Annotated in this window: 12 protein-coding genes; 6 read left to right on the top strand and 6 right to left on the bottom strand. The window is 64.7% G+C overall.

Going from position 1 to position 16,592, the window contains the following annotated elements; translation table 11 throughout:
• The first annotated feature begins 29 nt into the window (after positions 1-29).
• The gene (gene hrpA / locus D3260_RS01360; RefSeq protein WP_120096758.1) at positions 30-3,980 is read left to right on the top strand and encodes an ATP-dependent RNA helicase HrpA; all 3,951 of its coding nucleotides are present in this window, start codon (positions 30-32) and stop codon (positions 3,978-3,980) included.
• A gap of 161 nt (positions 3,981-4,141) precedes the next feature.
• Here the strand turns inward: hrpA and D3260_RS01355 are convergent, their stop codons facing one another.
• Positions 4,142-5,512 carry a GntP family permease gene (locus tag D3260_RS01355; RefSeq protein WP_120096757.1) on the bottom strand — a complete coding sequence of 457 codons (1,371 nt, stop codon included), beginning with the start codon at positions 5,510-5,512 and terminating at the stop codon, positions 4,142-4,144.
• Between the two features lie 203 nt (positions 5,513-5,715).
• Here D3260_RS01355 and D3260_RS01350 point away from each other — a divergent pair, with 203 nt between their 5' ends.
• Both D3260_RS01350 and D3260_RS01345 read left to right on the top strand, forming a co-directional pair.
• Positions 5,716-6,930 (top strand): MFS transporter, encoded by a 1,215-nt coding sequence (locus D3260_RS01350; RefSeq protein WP_120096926.1) that lies wholly within the window; start codon positions 5,716-5,718, stop codon positions 6,928-6,930.
• 73 nt (positions 6,931-7,003) lie between these two features.
• On the top strand, positions 7,004-7,537 hold the full coding sequence (locus D3260_RS01345; RefSeq protein ID WP_120096756.1) for an invasion associated locus B family protein: 534 nt from the start codon (positions 7,004-7,006) through the stop codon (positions 7,535-7,537).
• 55 nt (positions 7,538-7,592) lie between these two features.
• On the opposite strand, the gene D3260_RS01340 is transcribed toward D3260_RS01345, so the two are convergent.
• From D3260_RS01340 to D3260_RS01325, 4 genes are all read right to left on the bottom strand, one after another.
• On the bottom strand, positions 7,593-8,189 hold the full coding sequence (locus tag D3260_RS01340; protein ID WP_120096755.1) for an ACP phosphodiesterase: 597 nt from the start codon (positions 8,187-8,189) through the stop codon (positions 7,593-7,595).
• Positions 8,186-8,698: a GNAT family N-acetyltransferase gene (locus D3260_RS01335; RefSeq protein WP_120096754.1), complete on the bottom strand. Its 513-nt coding sequence runs from the start codon at positions 8,696-8,698 to the stop codon at positions 8,186-8,188. The genes D3260_RS01340 and D3260_RS01335 overlap by 4 nt, the downstream gene beginning before the upstream one ends.
• Positions 8,695-9,396: a haloacid dehalogenase type II gene (locus tag D3260_RS01330; RefSeq protein WP_120096753.1), complete on the bottom strand. Its 702-nt coding sequence runs from the start codon at positions 9,394-9,396 to the stop codon at positions 8,695-8,697. Before D3260_RS01330 ends, D3260_RS01335 begins: the two co-directional genes overlap by 4 nt.
• Positions 9,397-9,481: 85 nt before the next feature.
• Positions 9,482-10,078, bottom strand: a complete 597-nt coding sequence (locus D3260_RS01325) for a carbonic anhydrase (RefSeq protein ID WP_233543902.1) — start codon at positions 10,076-10,078, stop codon at positions 9,482-9,484.
• A gap of 404 nt (positions 10,079-10,482) precedes the next feature.
• Here D3260_RS01325 and D3260_RS01320 point away from each other — a divergent pair, with 404 nt between their 5' ends.
• A complete protein-coding gene (locus D3260_RS01320) occupies positions 10,483-12,225 on the top strand; it encodes a phospholipase C (protein WP_120096751.1) in 1,743 nt (580 codons plus the stop codon).
• Between the two features lie 160 nt (positions 12,226-12,385).
• Positions 12,386-14,011 carry a multicopper oxidase family protein gene (locus D3260_RS01315; protein WP_120096750.1) on the top strand — a complete coding sequence of 542 codons (1,626 nt, stop codon included), beginning with the start codon at positions 12,386-12,388 and terminating at the stop codon, positions 14,009-14,011.
• Between the two features lie 45 nt (positions 14,012-14,056).
• On the opposite strand, the gene D3260_RS01310 is transcribed toward D3260_RS01315, so the two are convergent.
• On the bottom strand, positions 14,057-14,347 hold the full coding sequence (locus D3260_RS01310) for a GPR1/FUN34/YaaH family transporter (protein WP_120096749.1): 291 nt from the start codon (positions 14,345-14,347) through the stop codon (positions 14,057-14,059).
• Between the two features lie 1,009 nt (positions 14,348-15,356).
• Here D3260_RS01310 and D3260_RS01300 point away from each other — a divergent pair.
• Positions 15,357-16,547, top strand: coding sequence for an iron-containing alcohol dehydrogenase (locus D3260_RS01300; RefSeq protein WP_120096925.1), 1,191 nt, complete (start codon positions 15,357-15,359; stop codon positions 16,545-16,547).
• The last annotated feature ends 45 nt before the right edge of the window (positions 16,548-16,592 follow it).

The raw sequence follows: 16,592 nt of genomic DNA, 5'->3' as shown, positions 1-16,592 counted from the left end.
TGCGGGCGCGCCCAGCCGAGAGAGATTGTTTGACCGCCCGCGAGACTGATACCCAAATCCTGCTGGCCGAGGCACGCACGCGTGATCGGCATCGGCTGGCCATGCGCCTTGAGCGTGCCGAGGGCAAGGCACGCGACGCGGTGATCCGCGAGCTCGAAACGAGTGCCGCGACGACGGCGGCCCGGCGCGATGCCCGCCCGCCGATCACACTGGCCGAGGGCCTGCCGGTCACCGAACGGGCCGATGAGATTCGCGAGGCGTTGATCGACCATCAGGTCGTCATCGTCTGCGGCGAGACGGGCTCCGGCAAGACGACACAGCTGCCCAAGATCTGTATGCAGGCCGGACTGGGGGCCGCCGGACGCATCGGCCACACCCAGCCGCGCCGGCTGGCCGCGCGCAGCGTCGGCCAGCGAATCGCTGCCGAGACCGGCACCGAATTCGGCGCGCTGGTCGGCTTCGCCACACGTTTCGAAAGCCAGGTAGCGGATACGACCCAGGTCAAGTTGATGACCGACGGCATCCTCCTGGCCGAGACGGCGCGCGATCGCTATCTGAACCAGTACGACACGATCATCATCGACGAGGCCCACGAGCGCACGCTCAATATCGATTTTCTGCTGGGCTATCTCAAGCGCATCCTGGCGAAACGCCGCGACCTGAAAATCATCGTCACGTCGGCGACGATCGATCCGGAGCGGTTCGCGGCATTCTTCGACAATGCGCCGATCATCAATGTCGAAGGCCGGGGTTATCCGGTGACTGTGCGCTATCGGCCGCCGGCCAACGACGATACGCCGAGCGCGGTGGAGCGTGCGATCCGCGAGCTCTGGCGCGAAGGCCCGGGGGACGTGCTGGTGTTTCTGCCCGGCGAGCGTGATATCCGCGATGCCGAGCAGCATCTGTCGAAAGCGTTGACCGGGGGCAAGACGCCCGCCGAAGTGGTACCGCTCTATGCCCGGCTGACCCGCGCGGCACAGAACCGGATCTTTTCGACCTCCAACGGCTACCGCGTGGTGCTGGCGACCAACGTGGCCGAGACCTCGCTGACCGTGCCGGGTATCCGCTACGTGGTGGACACCGGTCTGGCACGCATCAGCCGCTATTCGACCGCGGCCAAGGTCCAGCGCCTGCCGATCGAGCCGGTCTCGCAGGCCTCGTGCAACCAGCGTGCCGGTCGCTGCGGGCGCGTGGCGCCCGGTATCTGCATCCGGCTGTTCGACGAAGACGACTTTGCCAACCGGCCGGCTTTCACGGATCCGGAGATTCGGCGCACGAATCTGGCCAACGTGCTGCTCACGATGGCCGATCTGAAACTGGGCGATATCGAGGCCTTCCCCTTCATCGATCCGCCCGAGCGGCGCTATATCAACGACGGGCGCAATCTGCTGACCCAGCTCGAAGCGTTGATGGATGGGCGGATCACCAAGCTGGGCCGCCAGCTGGCGCGCCTGCCGCTGGATCCGCGCGTCGGCCGCATGCTGATTGCCGGCCAGGCGGCGGGCGTGCCCGTCGCCCTGCGGGTTATCGCCGCTGGCCTGACCATTCAGGATCCGCGCGAACGCCCGGCCGAAGCCCGACAGGCCGCGGACGAGGCGCACAAGCCGTTCGTGGATACGCGCTCCGATTTCATGGGCCTGCTGCGTCTGTGGGATGCCTTCGGCCAGGCGCGCCGCGAACTGTCCGGCAACAAGCTGCGCAGCTGGTGCAAGAGCCGATACCTCAATTTCATGCGCATGCGCGAGTGGGAGGACCTGGTCCGCCAACTGCGCCGTATCGGCCACGACATCGGTCTCGAAAGCACGCCGTCCAAGGCGCCGCTGGCCGATACGGACATCGTGGCCGTGCACAAGGCGCTGCTGCCCGGGCTGCTTGATCAGATCGGGCAGCTCGAGGTTGCGCCCGACAACGCCCGCGGCGGCGCGAAATCGCGTCGCAAGCAGAAATTCGCCGAATATCAGGGCGCCCGTGGACGCCGGTTCCGGATCTTTCCCGGCTCGGCGCTGTCGCGCCGCAACCCGCAGTGGCTGGTGGCCGGCGAGCTCATCGAGACGAGCACACTGTTCGCCCACACGGTGGCCGGCGTGGACCCACAATGGATCGAGGAAGCCGCGGCACATCTGGTGACCCGCGAGCACTACGATCCGCACTGGGAGAAGCGCCGTGGCCAGGTCGCTGCGCGCGAGCGCGTGAAACTGTTAGGCCTGACGCTATCGGATGCGCGCAAGGTCGATTTCTCGCGTATCGATCCGGCAACGGCCCGCGAGATATTCATCCGCGACGGTCTGGTGGCATTTGCCGTGGCTGACCGTCGCGGTCGGCTGCCGACGTTCCTGGCGTGGAACCAGGCCGTGGTCGAGGAGATCGAGGCCCGCGAGGCCCGTTTCCGGCGTCGCGATCTGCTGGTCGATGACGCGACACAGGCGGCCTTCTACGATGCCCGCCTGCCGGATCACGTGACCGACCGCAAGACACTCGACAAGTGGCTCCGGAACAACGACGGCGCGGTGCTCCAGTTCGACGAGGACCAGCTGTTGCGTTCTGCCGGCGTGGATCTGGCCGAGAACGCCTATCCCGAATCCATGACGCTCGGCGATCTGCCGGTCGCCCTGGACTACGCGTTCGAGCCGGGTACGGCCAGCGACGGCGTGACCGCCCGAATTCCATTGGCGGCGTTGAACCAGATGTCGGCCGAGCGGGCCGAATGGCTCGTGCCCGGCCTGCTCGAGGAGAAATTCCGCGAATATCTCAAGGCACTGCCCAAGACATGGCGCAAGTCCGTGGTGCCGGTGCCGGATTTCGCCCGCGCAGCGGCCGAACGCGCCGAGTTCGGCGCGGGCGATCCGCGCATCGCGTTACGCAAGGCGATCCGTGACATGACCGGGCTCGATATACCGGCAGACGCCTGGGCGGACTTCACGCCCAGCGCGCATCTGCGCATGCGTTTCGAGATCATCGATGACGAGGGCAACCCGATTGCGGCCGGGCGGGACATCGAGGCCCTGCGCGGCGAGCTGGGCGAACGTGCCCGCACGGCCGTGGCGGAGTCGGCCACGCACGACATGCGCCAGCAGGGGCTCACGGCGTGGCCCGATGCGGATCTGTCGGAGGCCGTGACGCTGACGCACGCCGGCGTTTCGCTCGTGGCCTGGCCGGCGCTGGTCGATCGCGGGGAAACAGTGGACCTGGAGTTGCTCGACGATGCCGATAGCGCCCGTATCGCGCAGCTCGGCGGACAGGTACGCCTGATCCGGCTGGCTGCCGCCAAGCCTTGCCGCCTGGTCAAGCGGGATCTGGGCGGGCTGAAGAAACACGCGGTGGGCGATCTGGTCGATCCGCCGATCACGGCCGGTATCGCGGCCGATATCGTGCAGGGACAGCGGGCAGACGCCGAAGGCCCGCTGGTGGCTGAATTGCTCAACGCCCTCATCCGCGCCCGGCTCAATGAGGCAGTCTGGACGGCCGCGGCGTTTTCGGCCGAAGTCGAACACGTGCGCGGACAGCTCATGCCGGATGCGGTCGCCCTGTGGGACGTGCTCGGCCCGGCACTCGATCGGCTTGCCGGATTGCGCAAGCGGCTGTCGAAGAACATCGGGCTCGACTGGATGGCCGCGATCGAGGACATCAACGATCAGCTCGCGCATCTGGTGCACGTCGGTTTTCTCGTCACGCGTGCATCGCCGCTGGCAGCGGCCCGCGATCTCGATCGTTATCTGAAGGCCATCGAGGCCCGCGTGGACAAACTGGCACGGGACGGCGCCGGCGACGACAAGGCCCGTATGCGCGAGATCGCATCCTACTGGGCGGCGTACAAGCAGCGCGCGGAAAAGACGATGCGGCGTGAGGGCCGCCTCACCGGTTCACTGGTCGAACTGCGCTGGATGATCGAGGAATATCGGGTCCAGATCTTCGCCCAGCCGCTGGGCACCGCGATGAAGGTTTCGGCCAAGCGTCTCGACGCCCAGCTGGCGGCGTGTTGAACCGCTGCGCCGACGGTCGATCGGCCGCGCTATCGGCCGGCCGTATGGCCAGCGCGGTGGGGCGTGTCTTGCGGGTTCGGGCGTCGATGATTGGTTGATCATTGCATCACAGCTCACGATGTCAGCTCAGCTGGCCCAGCGATGGCGCTATCGTCGGTGGATCACAGCAACAGCAGTGAAAGGATCCAGACGGTCACGATGCCGACAATCCCCTGAACCAGGGTGGCCATCGTCTGGGCGCGATAGGCCAGACCGACCGGTATGCGACTGAACTGGGAGACGACCCAGAAAAAGCTGTCGTTGGCGTGGGAGACGGTCATGGCGCCCGCGCCGATGGCGAGTACGGTGAGCGTACGACCGAGATCGCTGCCCAGGCCGAGATCACTCAGCATGGGCGCGACCAGCGCAGAGGTCGTCACCAGCGCCACCGTCGACGACCCCTGTGCTGTCTTGAGCGCGGCGGCGACGACGAAGGGCATGAAGATCCCGAGTCCCTGCGCGGCCAGAGTGTTGCCCAGCCAGTCGGCCAGCGGCGTGGCCTTCAACACGGCGCCGAACGCGCCGCCCGCCCCCGTGATCACCAGAATGGGTGCGGCCGCCACGATACCGTCATGGACACGTGCCGATAGCGCATCTCTTCGATTGCCGGTCGGCAACAGGGGCAGGGCCGCCACCACGCCGGCCGCGAGTGCGATTACGGGCTGACCGATGAACGTCGCCGCGGTCGCCAGGACACCGTCGCCCAGCGGCGCGGTCGGAAACGCGGCAATGGAGCCGATGCAGATGAGCGCGATCGGCAACAGGATCGGCGTGAAGGCGGCCACGCCCCCCGGCAGGGCACCGTATTCGGCTTCGAATTGCTCGAAAGCGTCGTTGGCCGATGGATCGATCGCGTTCTCGCCGAGCGTCGCAGCGCTCTCGTCTGCGTGACCGGCGAATAGCCTTGCCCAGACCAGACCGGCGAGCGCGGTGATCGCGGCCACCACGCCGCCGAGGCCGATCAGCAGACCCAGATTGGACCCGAGGCCCACGTTGCCCGCCGCCGCGATCGGACCCGGGGTGGGGGGAACGAAGGTATGGGTGGCAAAGAGCCCGGTGGCCAATGCCACGCTCATGGTCGTGATCGAGACCCCGGTCCGGGCGGCCACGGCGTTCTTCAGGCCGTTGAGGATCACGAAGGCCGAGTCGCAGAACACCGGAATCGAGACGATATAGCCGATCACGGTCATCGTCAGCGCCGGGAAACGACGTCCCACGAGGCGAATGACGATCGCGGCCATCGACAGCGCGGCGCCGGATTTTTCCAGCATCACGCCGATGATGGTGCCGAACACGATCACCAGGCCAATGCCCGACAGGATGTTGCCGAAACCCTGACCGATGAGTTCGACCACCTTGACCGGTGCCAGCCCATAGGCGATCCCGCCAATGAGTGCCGCAGCCAGTAGCACGAGAAAGGCGTGCAGACGGAACAGGGCCGTGGCAATCACGATGAACGCGATCAGGGCGACGAGAATCAGGACATAGATCATGCGCGAGACGTCTCCGGACGGCACTCGCCACACTCTGAGCAGCGGCACATCGTCTGGCCATAAGCCATTCGGTGCACAGACCAAGATTTTTCGGCGCGATGCATCGCCGGCCTGTCTCGAGGGCAGCCATTGACCAAAATCGAATACATCGATTTATGTGGTGTATGCAAGAATCGCGACGCAGCCCTGCAAGGAGATCGATGATGAAAGACTCGTGGCGCCCGGCACAGCGCCATGCGGTCGTGGCCTGTGTCGCGGCCTGGATGCTGGATGCCTTCGATTTCTTCATCCTCGTTTTCATTCTGTCGGACATCGCCGATGCGTTTTCCAGCAGCGTCGAAACCCTGTCCTACGCGATCATGCTCACGCTGGCGGTACGGCCGATCGGCGCCCTGATCTTCGGTCGTGCCGCCGAGCGCTACGGGCGTAAGCCGGTGCTGATCGTCAACATCGTTTTGTTCTCGGTATTCGAGCTGGCCTCCGGGCTGGCACCGGGACTGATCTCGCTGTTCGTCATCCGGGCGTTCTACGGCATCGCGATGGGCGGGGTCTGGGGCGTGGCCTCATCTCTGGCTATGGAGTCGATCCCGGCCCATGCGCGTGGATTCGTCTCGGGCCTGTTCCAGGCCGGCTATCCGGCCGGTTATCTGGTGGCCTCGATCGTCTACGGACTGCTGTTTTCGCTGATCGGCTGGCGTGGCCTGTTCTTCGTCGGCATCGCGCCGGCGCTGCTGGCGGTCTATGTCCATTTCTGCGTCGAGGAGTCGCCGGTGTGGAGACAGGCCCGCGCGGCCGGGACGAACGAGGTCGATCTCTGGGACATCGTGCGCCGCAACGCACGTTTCGTCGGCTATGCGGTCGTGCTGATGGCGGCGTTCAATTTCTTCTCGCACGGCACGCAGGACATCTACCCGACGTTTCTGAAGATTCAGCACGGGCTGGATGCGCATCAGGTCAGTCTGGTGGCGATCTGTTACAACATTGCCGCGATCCTCGGAGGCGTGGCCTTCGGCGCATTGTCGCAGCGGATCGGCCGTCGACCCGCGATCATCGCCGCCGCGCTCGGTTCGCTCGTGGTGGTGTATCCCTGGGCCTACGCGCAGGGGCTGGTCTGGCTGGCAGCCAGTGCGTTTGCGATGCAGTTCATGGTTCAGGGGGCCTGGGGCGTCGTGCCGGCGTATCTCAACGAGTCGGCACCGGCCGGCAGCCGTGCGGTGTTGCCCGGTTTCGTCTACCAGGTCGGCAATTTCGTGGCCGCGGCCGATGGTCCATTGCAGACCTCGATCGCCGGATCGCGCGGGGGGAACTATAGCCTGGCATTATTCTTGGTTGCCGCGATCGTGGCGGTCGCGATTGCGATTTGTGCGCTGCTCGGGCGAGAATCGCGGGGTCGCGAGCTGACACAATCAAAGGCTTGACTCGTGGGCGCGTCGTCACTCGGGTTCGTGTATCGTGACGCGCGTCTCTAGGTTCGAAGGGGAAACAGGAATTATGTCGAAATCTTTCCGGCTGTCCGCCATCGCGCTGGTTGCGGCCTCGTTCATCGGCTTGACGGGCACTGCTGCGGCTCAGGGCCAGGGGGCGAACAACGCACAGGACAACGTCAAGATCTCGCATTACAACGACTGGGAAGTCCGTTGCCCGAAAAGCGGCGGCTCGAAGGGCGATTGCGAGATGACGCAGCTGATCAACAGCCCGAGCACTGGCAAGCCGATCATGCGTGTCGTGATGGGCTATCCGCCGCAGATCGATTCGGCGGCGATGATCTTCATCCTGCCGCTGGGCACGCGTCTGGCACCGGGCGTGCAGCTGTCGGTAGACGGCGACCAGGCCCGTCGTTTCCCGTTCCAGATCTGCCTGGAACAGGGCTGCCGCGCGGATTTCCCGGTCAACGGTTCGTTGCTCAACAAGATGAAGAACGGTCGCTCGGCGCAGGTCACGATCGTCGGCCCGAAGGGCGACCAGATCAATCTCAAGATCTCGTTGTCCGGTTTCACCGACGCGAACAACGCGATCGCGAGCTGATCACCTCTTCCGCACGACATCACCCGACGCCTTGCACGGCGTCGGGTGATGCCGATCAGGTCTCGTGGCGTGCCGCGATGACCGTTTCAAGCAGATCGGCAAGCACGGGCGCGATCGCGTTCTCGAAGGCCGGTCCCTCTCGCTGTATCGCCTCGCCTGCGCTGGCGTCGGCGAGACCGCCGCGACGTTGCAGGCGCGCGCTGACATGGCGCACGGCCTGTGCTATGCCCGAAGCCTGTCGATAGCTCGCCAGCAGACGCGCGAAAGCGCGCGGCTCGGGTGGCTCAGCGCCGATGCCAGACGTCGGCCATTCCCGGTTCAACTGGTCAGTCGCACGCTCGGCAAATCGCTCGAGTGATTCGGCCGGATGATGCGCCTGCCAGTGACGTGCCAAGGCATGGTCCAGACCGATATCGACCAGAATCCCCGCATAGCGGCGCAGCGGCGGCGCGAAACGCGCCCGCAGGTCGTGGTGTCGTGGATGGGCATCGGCGGCGCTGTCGATCCGCCGATGCAGCCGGATGCCTTCGAGAAGTGGTGCATCCAGCTCGGTCCTGGTTTCAAGACGCCCCTTGATGATATCCCCGAGCAGCTGCCCGGCCATCGACGTGGCGCTATGGTCGGCCAGCCACAGGTGGGCGAGCCAGTTCATCGGTCCGCCGCCGTCAGCGGTCGTTGATACAGCCCGACATCCCACGACCGGCCGAACTTGACGCCGACGGCTTCAAGCCGGCCGGCTGCATGAAAGCCCAGCTGTTCATGAAAACGCGCGCTCGCCGGATTGGGCAGGGTGATGACCGCAATGGCCTGGCGGTGTCCGGTCTCGACGAGTTCGGCGAACAATTGCCGATAAAGCGCACGTCCGATGCCTTGTCCCTGTGCATTCGCAGCGATATAGGCCGAGGTTTCGGCGGTGGCGTCGTAGGCCGCGCGCTGGCGAAACGCGCCAGCGTAGGCATAGCCGAGACAGTCGTTGTCGTCGACGGCGACGAGCCAGAGCCGACCGCTGGCTCGATGCGCGGCCACGCGTTCGGCCATGGTCGCCGGGCTCGGCGCCTCGAGTTCGAAGGATACGGCCGAGTCCGTGACATGGGGGGCATAGATGGCGGCCATGGCCACGGCATCGGTTGCCGGATCGGCGGGGCGGATACGCCAGCTCATGAGGCCAGCTGGGACGCCAGATCGATCAGATCGCGTGCGTGGCAATCGTTGTCCCCGGGCGCGCTTGCGGTCTTGGGCGCGTCTGCTCCGAATTCCTGCGGACGCTCGATGTAAGCGGTCTGCAGACCGAAACCGGCGGCGGCATCCAGGTCGTTCTGGTGGGTGGCTACCATCATGATTTCCTGCGGGCGACAATCGAAGATTTCGGCCACACCCAGATATGTCGCAGCGTCCGGTTTGTAGCGCCGGAAATTCTCGGCCGAAAGGATGCAGTCCCAATGGATCCCGGCGTGTCGTGCCTGCTGTGTCAGCAATCCGATATTGCCATTGGAAAGCGTCACGCAGATCCGGTCGCGGCGCAGCCGAGCCAGCCCTTCGGGCACATCCGGCCACACGTCGAGCCGATGCCAGACACGATTGAAGTCGGCGCGCGCGGCCTCGTTCCAATGGTCCAGCCCGTAGTCGCCCAGCATGTCATCGAGCAGCCGTCGATGCAGTGCGTCCAGCGATTGCCAGGGCCACTCGCCGGTGGCTACGCGATCCATCGCCGGGCGATAACCGGCGCGCCAACGGCGGGCGAACGCGGCGCCGTCGATTGCGGGCTCGCGGGTGGTGATCTCGTCGCGAATCGTGCCGTGCCAGTCGGCTACGGTGCCGAAGACATCGAAGGCGAGAACGTGTGGCGACGGGGTTGTCATCGATACGACCTCATGGCGTCAACAAATGTCGCCGGCCGGGCACGCGGCGCCGATCACAATCCCGCGTGCCCGGCCGCTACCGATGTCAGCCTTCGAGGAAGGAGACGCGACCGGTTTCCACGGAGTACTCGGCGCCGACGATCTTCATGCCGTCGCTCTGGACCATGTCCTCGAGAATATCCGAGCCGTGGCGCAGCTGATCCACGGAGCGACGCACGTTCGCGCGCACGGCAGCAGCGGCCAGCGCGTCGTGGTCATGGCGCAGGTCGGTCTCGAGCAGTTCGGCGACCGAGGGCCGTACGCGATCGACGATCGAGCGCAGGTTCGGCGACTGATTCTCTGTGGGCTGCTGGAGTTCCGATAGCGTCGCGCCGATGGCGCCGCACTTGGTGTGGCCAAGGACCACCACCAGACGCGTGCCGAAGGCCGAGGCGGCGAACTCCACGCTGCCGATCTGCGAGCGCGCGACGATATTGCCGGCGACCCGGATGACGAACAGATCGCCGATCGCCTGGTTGAACACGATCTCGGCGGGCACGCGGGCGTCCGAGCAGCCGAGGATGATGGCGAACGGTTTCTGCTCCTGGACCAGTTCGGCCGGCGGGGCGCGTTCGGCGAGCGTCTCGCCGTTGGACAGACTGGCGACGAATTCGGCGTTGCCGTCCTGCAGACGTTGAATCATGGCGTTGATTTCTTGCATGAGCGAGGTGTCACTCCGGTGAGACAGGCGGGGAACTCAGGATTCTACAGACTGCGTGCTGATTCGTCGGCGGCGGTCCGGGCGATCTCTCGATGAAGGGCCCGGGGCGTGTCGTCACGAAACAGGCCGGCCAACCCGAAGGGACAGTGGGCAAGCGACGACCATCCGGCGTTATCGCTCGCTCACGTGGCTGGGCCACGCCAGGCTCGCGATGCCTTGTTTTGCCGCCGCTTGGCCGCGGGGGCGACGGCTTATCTCGTGACGACGCGCCTTGGGGCCTCGGTACCCGGCGCGAAAACCGTTCTGCCGTCACGGGATTGTCACGGTTCGCGTCTATATTCGCCCTCGATTGAAGTGTAAGGCACATCGATTTACGGGAGGTTTTCATGTGGGGGCGGAAATTCACGGTCGCGAGCGTGGCGTGCGCGGTCACGATTGCGACGATCGCCGGTTGCAACGGCGACGACGACAATGTCGATACGTCATCAGGTTCGTCGACTGGCGGATCGAGTGCGTCGCGTACCGCGACGCCGATCAAGCATCTGGTCGTCATTTTTCCGGAAAATATCTCGTTCGATCATTACTTCGGGACGTATCCGCACGCAGCCAATCCGGCCGGAGAACCACGGTTTACCGCGGCCGACGACACGCCGACGGATATCGATAATTACACGGCCGAGTTGTTGAACGATAACCCGAATCTCAACCCGGCCAATGGCGACGGCGCGACCAATCCGTTCCGCCTGGATCGCAGTCAGGCGCTGACCGCCGACCAGGACCATGCCTACGAAGATGAGCAGATGGCCTTCGACGATGGTGCGATGGATCTGTTTCCGAAATCGGTTGGGCGCGGCGGTCCGCCGCCGGACGTGACAGAAGCCACCGCGACACAGAACAAGGGGTTGGTGGCCGGCTATTACGACGGCAACACGGTGACCGCGCTGTGGAACTATGCCCAACACTACGCGATGAGCGACAACGCCTATGGCACCACATTCGGCCCGTCCACACCGGGGGCCATCAATCTGATCTCCGGTCAGACCAACGGACTCATCGATATGACCCCGGTCGACAGCACCTGGGCCTATGTCGCCGACGGCAACGGTGGCAAGACATTGATCGGAGACCCCGATCCGATGGGCGATCGTTGTTCGGGCAATACGCAGGCCCGTATGGGCGGTCGCAACATTGGCGACTTGCTCAACAAGGCGGGTGTGACCTGGGGCTGGTTCGAGGGTGGCTTCGATCTTGGCGTCGTGAATCCCGACGGCTCTACCGGCTGCGAGCGCGCCCACGTCACCCGCGTGGCGACCACGGGCAAGGACAGCAATACACGGGTGCAGTCGAACGACTACATCCCGCACCATGAGCCGTTCCAGTATTACGCGTCGACCGCCAACCCGGAACATGATCGGCCCTTCAATACGGCTTCGATCGGCCACTCGTACGAGGTGAATTCGAACGGCGAGGTCACCGACACCAAGGACCCGGCGAATCATCAGTATGATTCCCACGACTTTTTCGACGCGGTCGAAGCCGGTAACTTTCCGCAGGTCTCGTTTCTCAAGGCGCCGGCCTATCAGGACGGCCATGCCGGTTATTCCGATCCGCTGGACGAACAGGATTTCATCGTCAAGGTGGTGAATTTCCTGCAACAGCAGTCGGCCTGGAAGAACACGGCGGTGATCATTGCCTATGACGATTCCGACGGCTGGTACGACCATCGCTACAGCCCGAACGTGAATCCCTCGGCCACGACCAGCGACGTCCTCAACGGGGCCAATACCTGCAACGAGGGTGGCGATGGTTCCAAGCCGCGCGCGACGCCGCTGGACGGCATCGACGGCAAACCGGCGCAGGGTCGTTGCGGGCACGGTCCGCGGTTGCCGCTTCTGGTGATCTCCCCGTGGGCACGATCGAATTACGTCGATCACACGGTCACCGATCAGACCTCCGTGCTGCGTTTCATCGAGGACAACTGGCTGGACGGTCGACGGATCGGGCAGGGCTCTTTCGATGCGCTGGCCGGCTCGCTCGAGGGCATGTTCGATTTCAGCGCCGACGCGCCGCCCAATCAGTCGACCCTGCTTCTCGACCCCGAAACGGGAACGATCGAGAACCACGGCTGATACGCGACCCGAGCCCGTTGGCACAGGCCGGACCGGCCATGCGGCGATCTGAGCGCGCCCCGATTCCGGGCGCGCTCGCTCGTCAGCGGCCAAGATACACACGCGTCGTCGATTGCCGTTCAGGGCGCGACGACACAACCAAACAGGATTGACCGGATCGATGAACCCGACGCGACGACGTTTCATCCTGGGGGCCGCCGGATGGGGCGGTGCGCTTTCGACTGGCTGGTTGCCAGCGACCACGGCCCAGGCGGCACCCGATAAAGGTGACACGATCGATCCCCGGACGCTCGCGTCGTTCGTGGACGCGTTGCCGATACCGCCGCAGGCATCGCCGACACGCCAGCATTCGATGCCGGATGCTAGCGGCGAGCCGGTTGCGCATTACCGCATCGATATGCACGAGGCCCATATCAAGGTACACCGAGATCTGCCGGCGACCCGGATGTGGACCTACAACGGTCATTTCCCCGGGCCGACCATCGAGGTGGTGCGAGACAAGCCCATCACGGTCGAATGGGTCAACAAACTGCCGCCGAAGCACTTTCTGCCGGTCGACTTCACGATCTGCGGCATGGAGCCGGGGGCGCCGACCGCGCGCAGCATCGTTCACGTCCACGGCGGCCGCACGCCCTCGGACAGTGACGGGTATCCGGAAGACTGGTATACCCCGGGCAACGCGCGGACCTCGCGTTATCCCAATGGTCAACCGGCAACGACGCTCTGGTACCACGACCATGCCATGGGCACGGCGCGTCTGAACCATTACGCGGGGCTGATGGGGTTCTACCTGATTCGCGACGCCCAGGAAGCCGCGCTCGCGCTGCCACGCGGCGGCTACGAGATCCCGCTCATGCTGACCGATCGCTCGTTCGGCGCCGACGGGAGTCTGTACTACCCGACCTCGGGCGTCGAGGGCCGCCCGTGGGTCGCCGAGGTGCGCGGCAACGCCATACTCGTCAACGGCAAATATGCGCCTTACCTGGATGTCGAGCCGACGCGCTACCGGTTTCGCGTGGTCAATGCGTCGAACCAGCGATTCTTTCGATTGAAGCTCGCCGGCGGGCGGCCCATCACCCAGATCGGCTCCGATCAAGGCCTGCTTGCTGCGCCGGCCGAGCGCGGCGACATCCTGCTGGCGCCGGCCGAGCGCGCCGATGTGATCGTCGACTTCAGCACTTCGTCGGGCAGCCGGTTCACGCTGAACAGCGACGGCGTGCCGATCATGCAGTTTCGCGTCGCCGCTTCACCCGGGAGCGTCGTGTCCGCGCCGGCCGTGCCGGACCGGCTCGCCTCCATTCCTGCGCCGGAAACGTCGAAGGCAGTGCGCGAGCGCCATCTATCACTCGACGAGTACTTTCACACCACGGGCCGCTCCATGCTGATGCTTCTGGGCGGCAAGCGCTGGTATGCCGATGTGACCGAGGATCCGGTCCTGGGCACGCAGGAAATCTGGCATCTGATCAACACGACCGAAGACACACACCCGATCCATCTGCATCTGGTTCGGTTTCGCGTACTGGATAGACGGCCGTTCGATGTATTTCAGTACCAGAACTTCGGCCACATGCGTTTTCTCGATGCCGCGAGCGCCCCGAACGCGGGCGAGACGGGCTGGAAGGACACCGTCCAGGCGCATGCCGGCATGGTCACGCGGATACTGGTGCCGTTCGATGGTTATCCCGGGCGCTATGTCTGGCACTGCCACATCTGGGAGCATGCCGCGAACGAAATGATGCGGCCCTACGTGCTACGTGCACCCGATGACGACACGCAGCCCGCCTGATATTGAACAACGGGCCGAGACGCCCGGTTTTCGAACAGGATGGGCTTAACGCGAGAGCTCGCCGGGTTCGGAGAAGACCGTTGTCGTGCCCGCCTCGCTGTCATCGCGCTGTTCGGTCACGACGCGGCGCGTGCGCCACTCCATGGTGCAGACCACAAGCTGGATCATACCGCCGAAGGCCAGCGCGCACGGAATGGCGGCGCCGGTCGCGTCACTGGACGCGGAAGATAGCAGGGTGGTATTCGCAATCGTCAACAGCACGGCCACGACGGCGTAACCGAACAGGCCCAGCGTGGCCGGAAGAAACAGTGTCGTTTCCCCATGACGGTCATTCATGGCGTTCCCTCGATTGGTCGGATTGGGCGGCAAAGCCTTGATCCGTTTCGAGCTCAAGGTAGCAAAGCGTTTTGGTGGCGCCATCTGGACTTTGGTGGTAACACCAAAGACGTATGCGTGATGCACCTCGTCTTGCCGCAGAACAGCGTCTGGCGCGGATTCGCACGAAACCTCAACAGGCCCTAGATACGGGATCGGCGAGGCCGGTCCCGGTCCATGTTTTTCGTTGTCGTTGCGCGTTTGATGCACGACAGGTGGCATTGTTATTGCTTTGCTGAATGAGGCGTCTGCCGGCACCCGGCCCGGTTCACGACCGGGCCGATGAGCGCGGTCGGGCGTGGTGACGTGCTGGCGGCTCTGTGGTGGAGCCGCCATTTTTTCCGGCTGACAGCGGCTCCCGGCTCATGCGTCTCGCCTTCGCAGACAGGCATGCATACGGACCATCACCGCCAACGAATCAACGGATCCCGCGGGGCCCCGAAAGACCGGCATCAATGCCGTACAGGTGCCGATATAGCCCGGGATCGTGGATCATGCCATGGTCCGATGGCAGCCGCTCCGTGGCTGACTGTGGCAGGATCTCATACGCATCGATTGCGCGGCGCGCTGCAGGCTTGGCAGATCGAGCCGTCGGATCGATGCGATACGACTTGACGGCGGCTGGCCAGCTAGGGCCTATTGATGTGTCGTGCGGGCGCTGCGTTGGCGTCCGCCGATCGTGTCCTGCGAGTCGCGATATCGTGGCGTGCCACGATACGGACTGGCAACGCCGCAGGGCAGCCATCGTCGATTGTTCATGGGCGGCCCAGCCCGTCGGGACGAGGGCCCAAAATCAAAAACACGACGGCAATCCAGCGTGCCAGCACGCCGGCGCCGAACGACAGGCCATGCGTGCGATGCTTCGTCCGGCCCCCATCGTCAATCTCAGGGAGCCCTTGGCGCGGACTCGCAAGACACATCAATAGGCCCTGGAACAGGGTTGCCATAACAATTGATCGAGGAGACGGGCATGTCCCGGAATATTCTTTTGCCGCGACTGAGTGAAATCGGCGCCGGCGCGCTCGACCGAGTGCCATCGGTTTTGAAAGCGCTCGGTATCGAGCGGCCGCTGATCGTCACCGATTCGATGATGCAGACGCTCGGCTATGTCGATCGGCTGACGTCACAGCTTGAGGCGGCCGGTGTGGCGCACGCCGTGTTCGCCGACACCGTGCCGGAGCCGACCGAAAGTTCAATCAAGGCAGGGGTCTCGTGCATGACGGCCGGGCTGGACGGCGGTGCGGCCTTTGACGGCCTGATCGCACTCGGCGGTGGGAGCCCGATCGACTCGGCCAAGGCGATCGGCGTGCTCGGTCATTTCGGGGGCACGAGTCGTGATTACAAGTTCCCCAAGGAAGCCGATCGCATCGGCTTGCCAATGGTCGCGATTCCGACGACTGCGGGCACCGGATCCGAAGCCACGCGATTCACGATCGTGACCGACGATACGGCCGGCGAGAAGATGCTCTGCGTGGGCGTCGGATTCATGCCCACTGCCGCGATCCTGGACTATGAATTGACGCTTTCCGTGCCGGCGAGGGTCACTGCGGATACCGGCATCGATGCGCTGACACATGCAATCGAAGCCTACGTGAGCCGCAAGGCCAATCCGTTCTCCGACGAGCAGGCACTGGCAGCAATGCGACTGATCGGGCCGAACCTGCGTCGCGTCTATCGTCGACCGCGCGATCGCGCGGCGCGCGAGGCGATGATGCTGGGCGCGCATCTGGCCGGTGTGGCGTTCTCCAACGCCTCGGTGGCCCTGGTGCACGGCATGTCGCGCCCGATCGGCGCGGCCTTTCACGTCCCGCACGGCATGTCCAACGCCATGTTGCTGCCGGCGGTCACGGCTTATTCGATCGAGGCCGCGCCGGCGCGCTACGCTGAATGCGCCCGTGCCATGGGTGTGGCCAATCCGCTGAATACGGATCTCGCGGCGATCAACCTGCTGCGAAAAGAGCTCGTCGCACTCAATGCCGAACTGAATGTCCCCACACCCGGCGATTTCGGGATCGCGCGCGACGATTGGGCCGCGCATCTCGATACGATGGCCGAGCAGGCACTGGCGTCCGGCTCGCCCGGTAATAATCCACGCGTGCCTGATGCCGATGAGATCAAGGCAATCTATGAACGGAGCTGGTTCGCTGACGTGGATGCATGATCGCCGGGCCGGTCAGGGGGCAATCATCGTGTCGTCGGGCCCGAT

Origin of the sequence: Salinisphaera sp. Q1T1-3 (assembly GCF_003602005.1) — a bacterium.
Classification (GTDB): domain Bacteria; phylum Pseudomonadota; class Gammaproteobacteria; order Nevskiales; family Salinisphaeraceae; genus Salinisphaera.
This window is presented reverse-complemented; position numbering and strand designations above follow the sequence as displayed.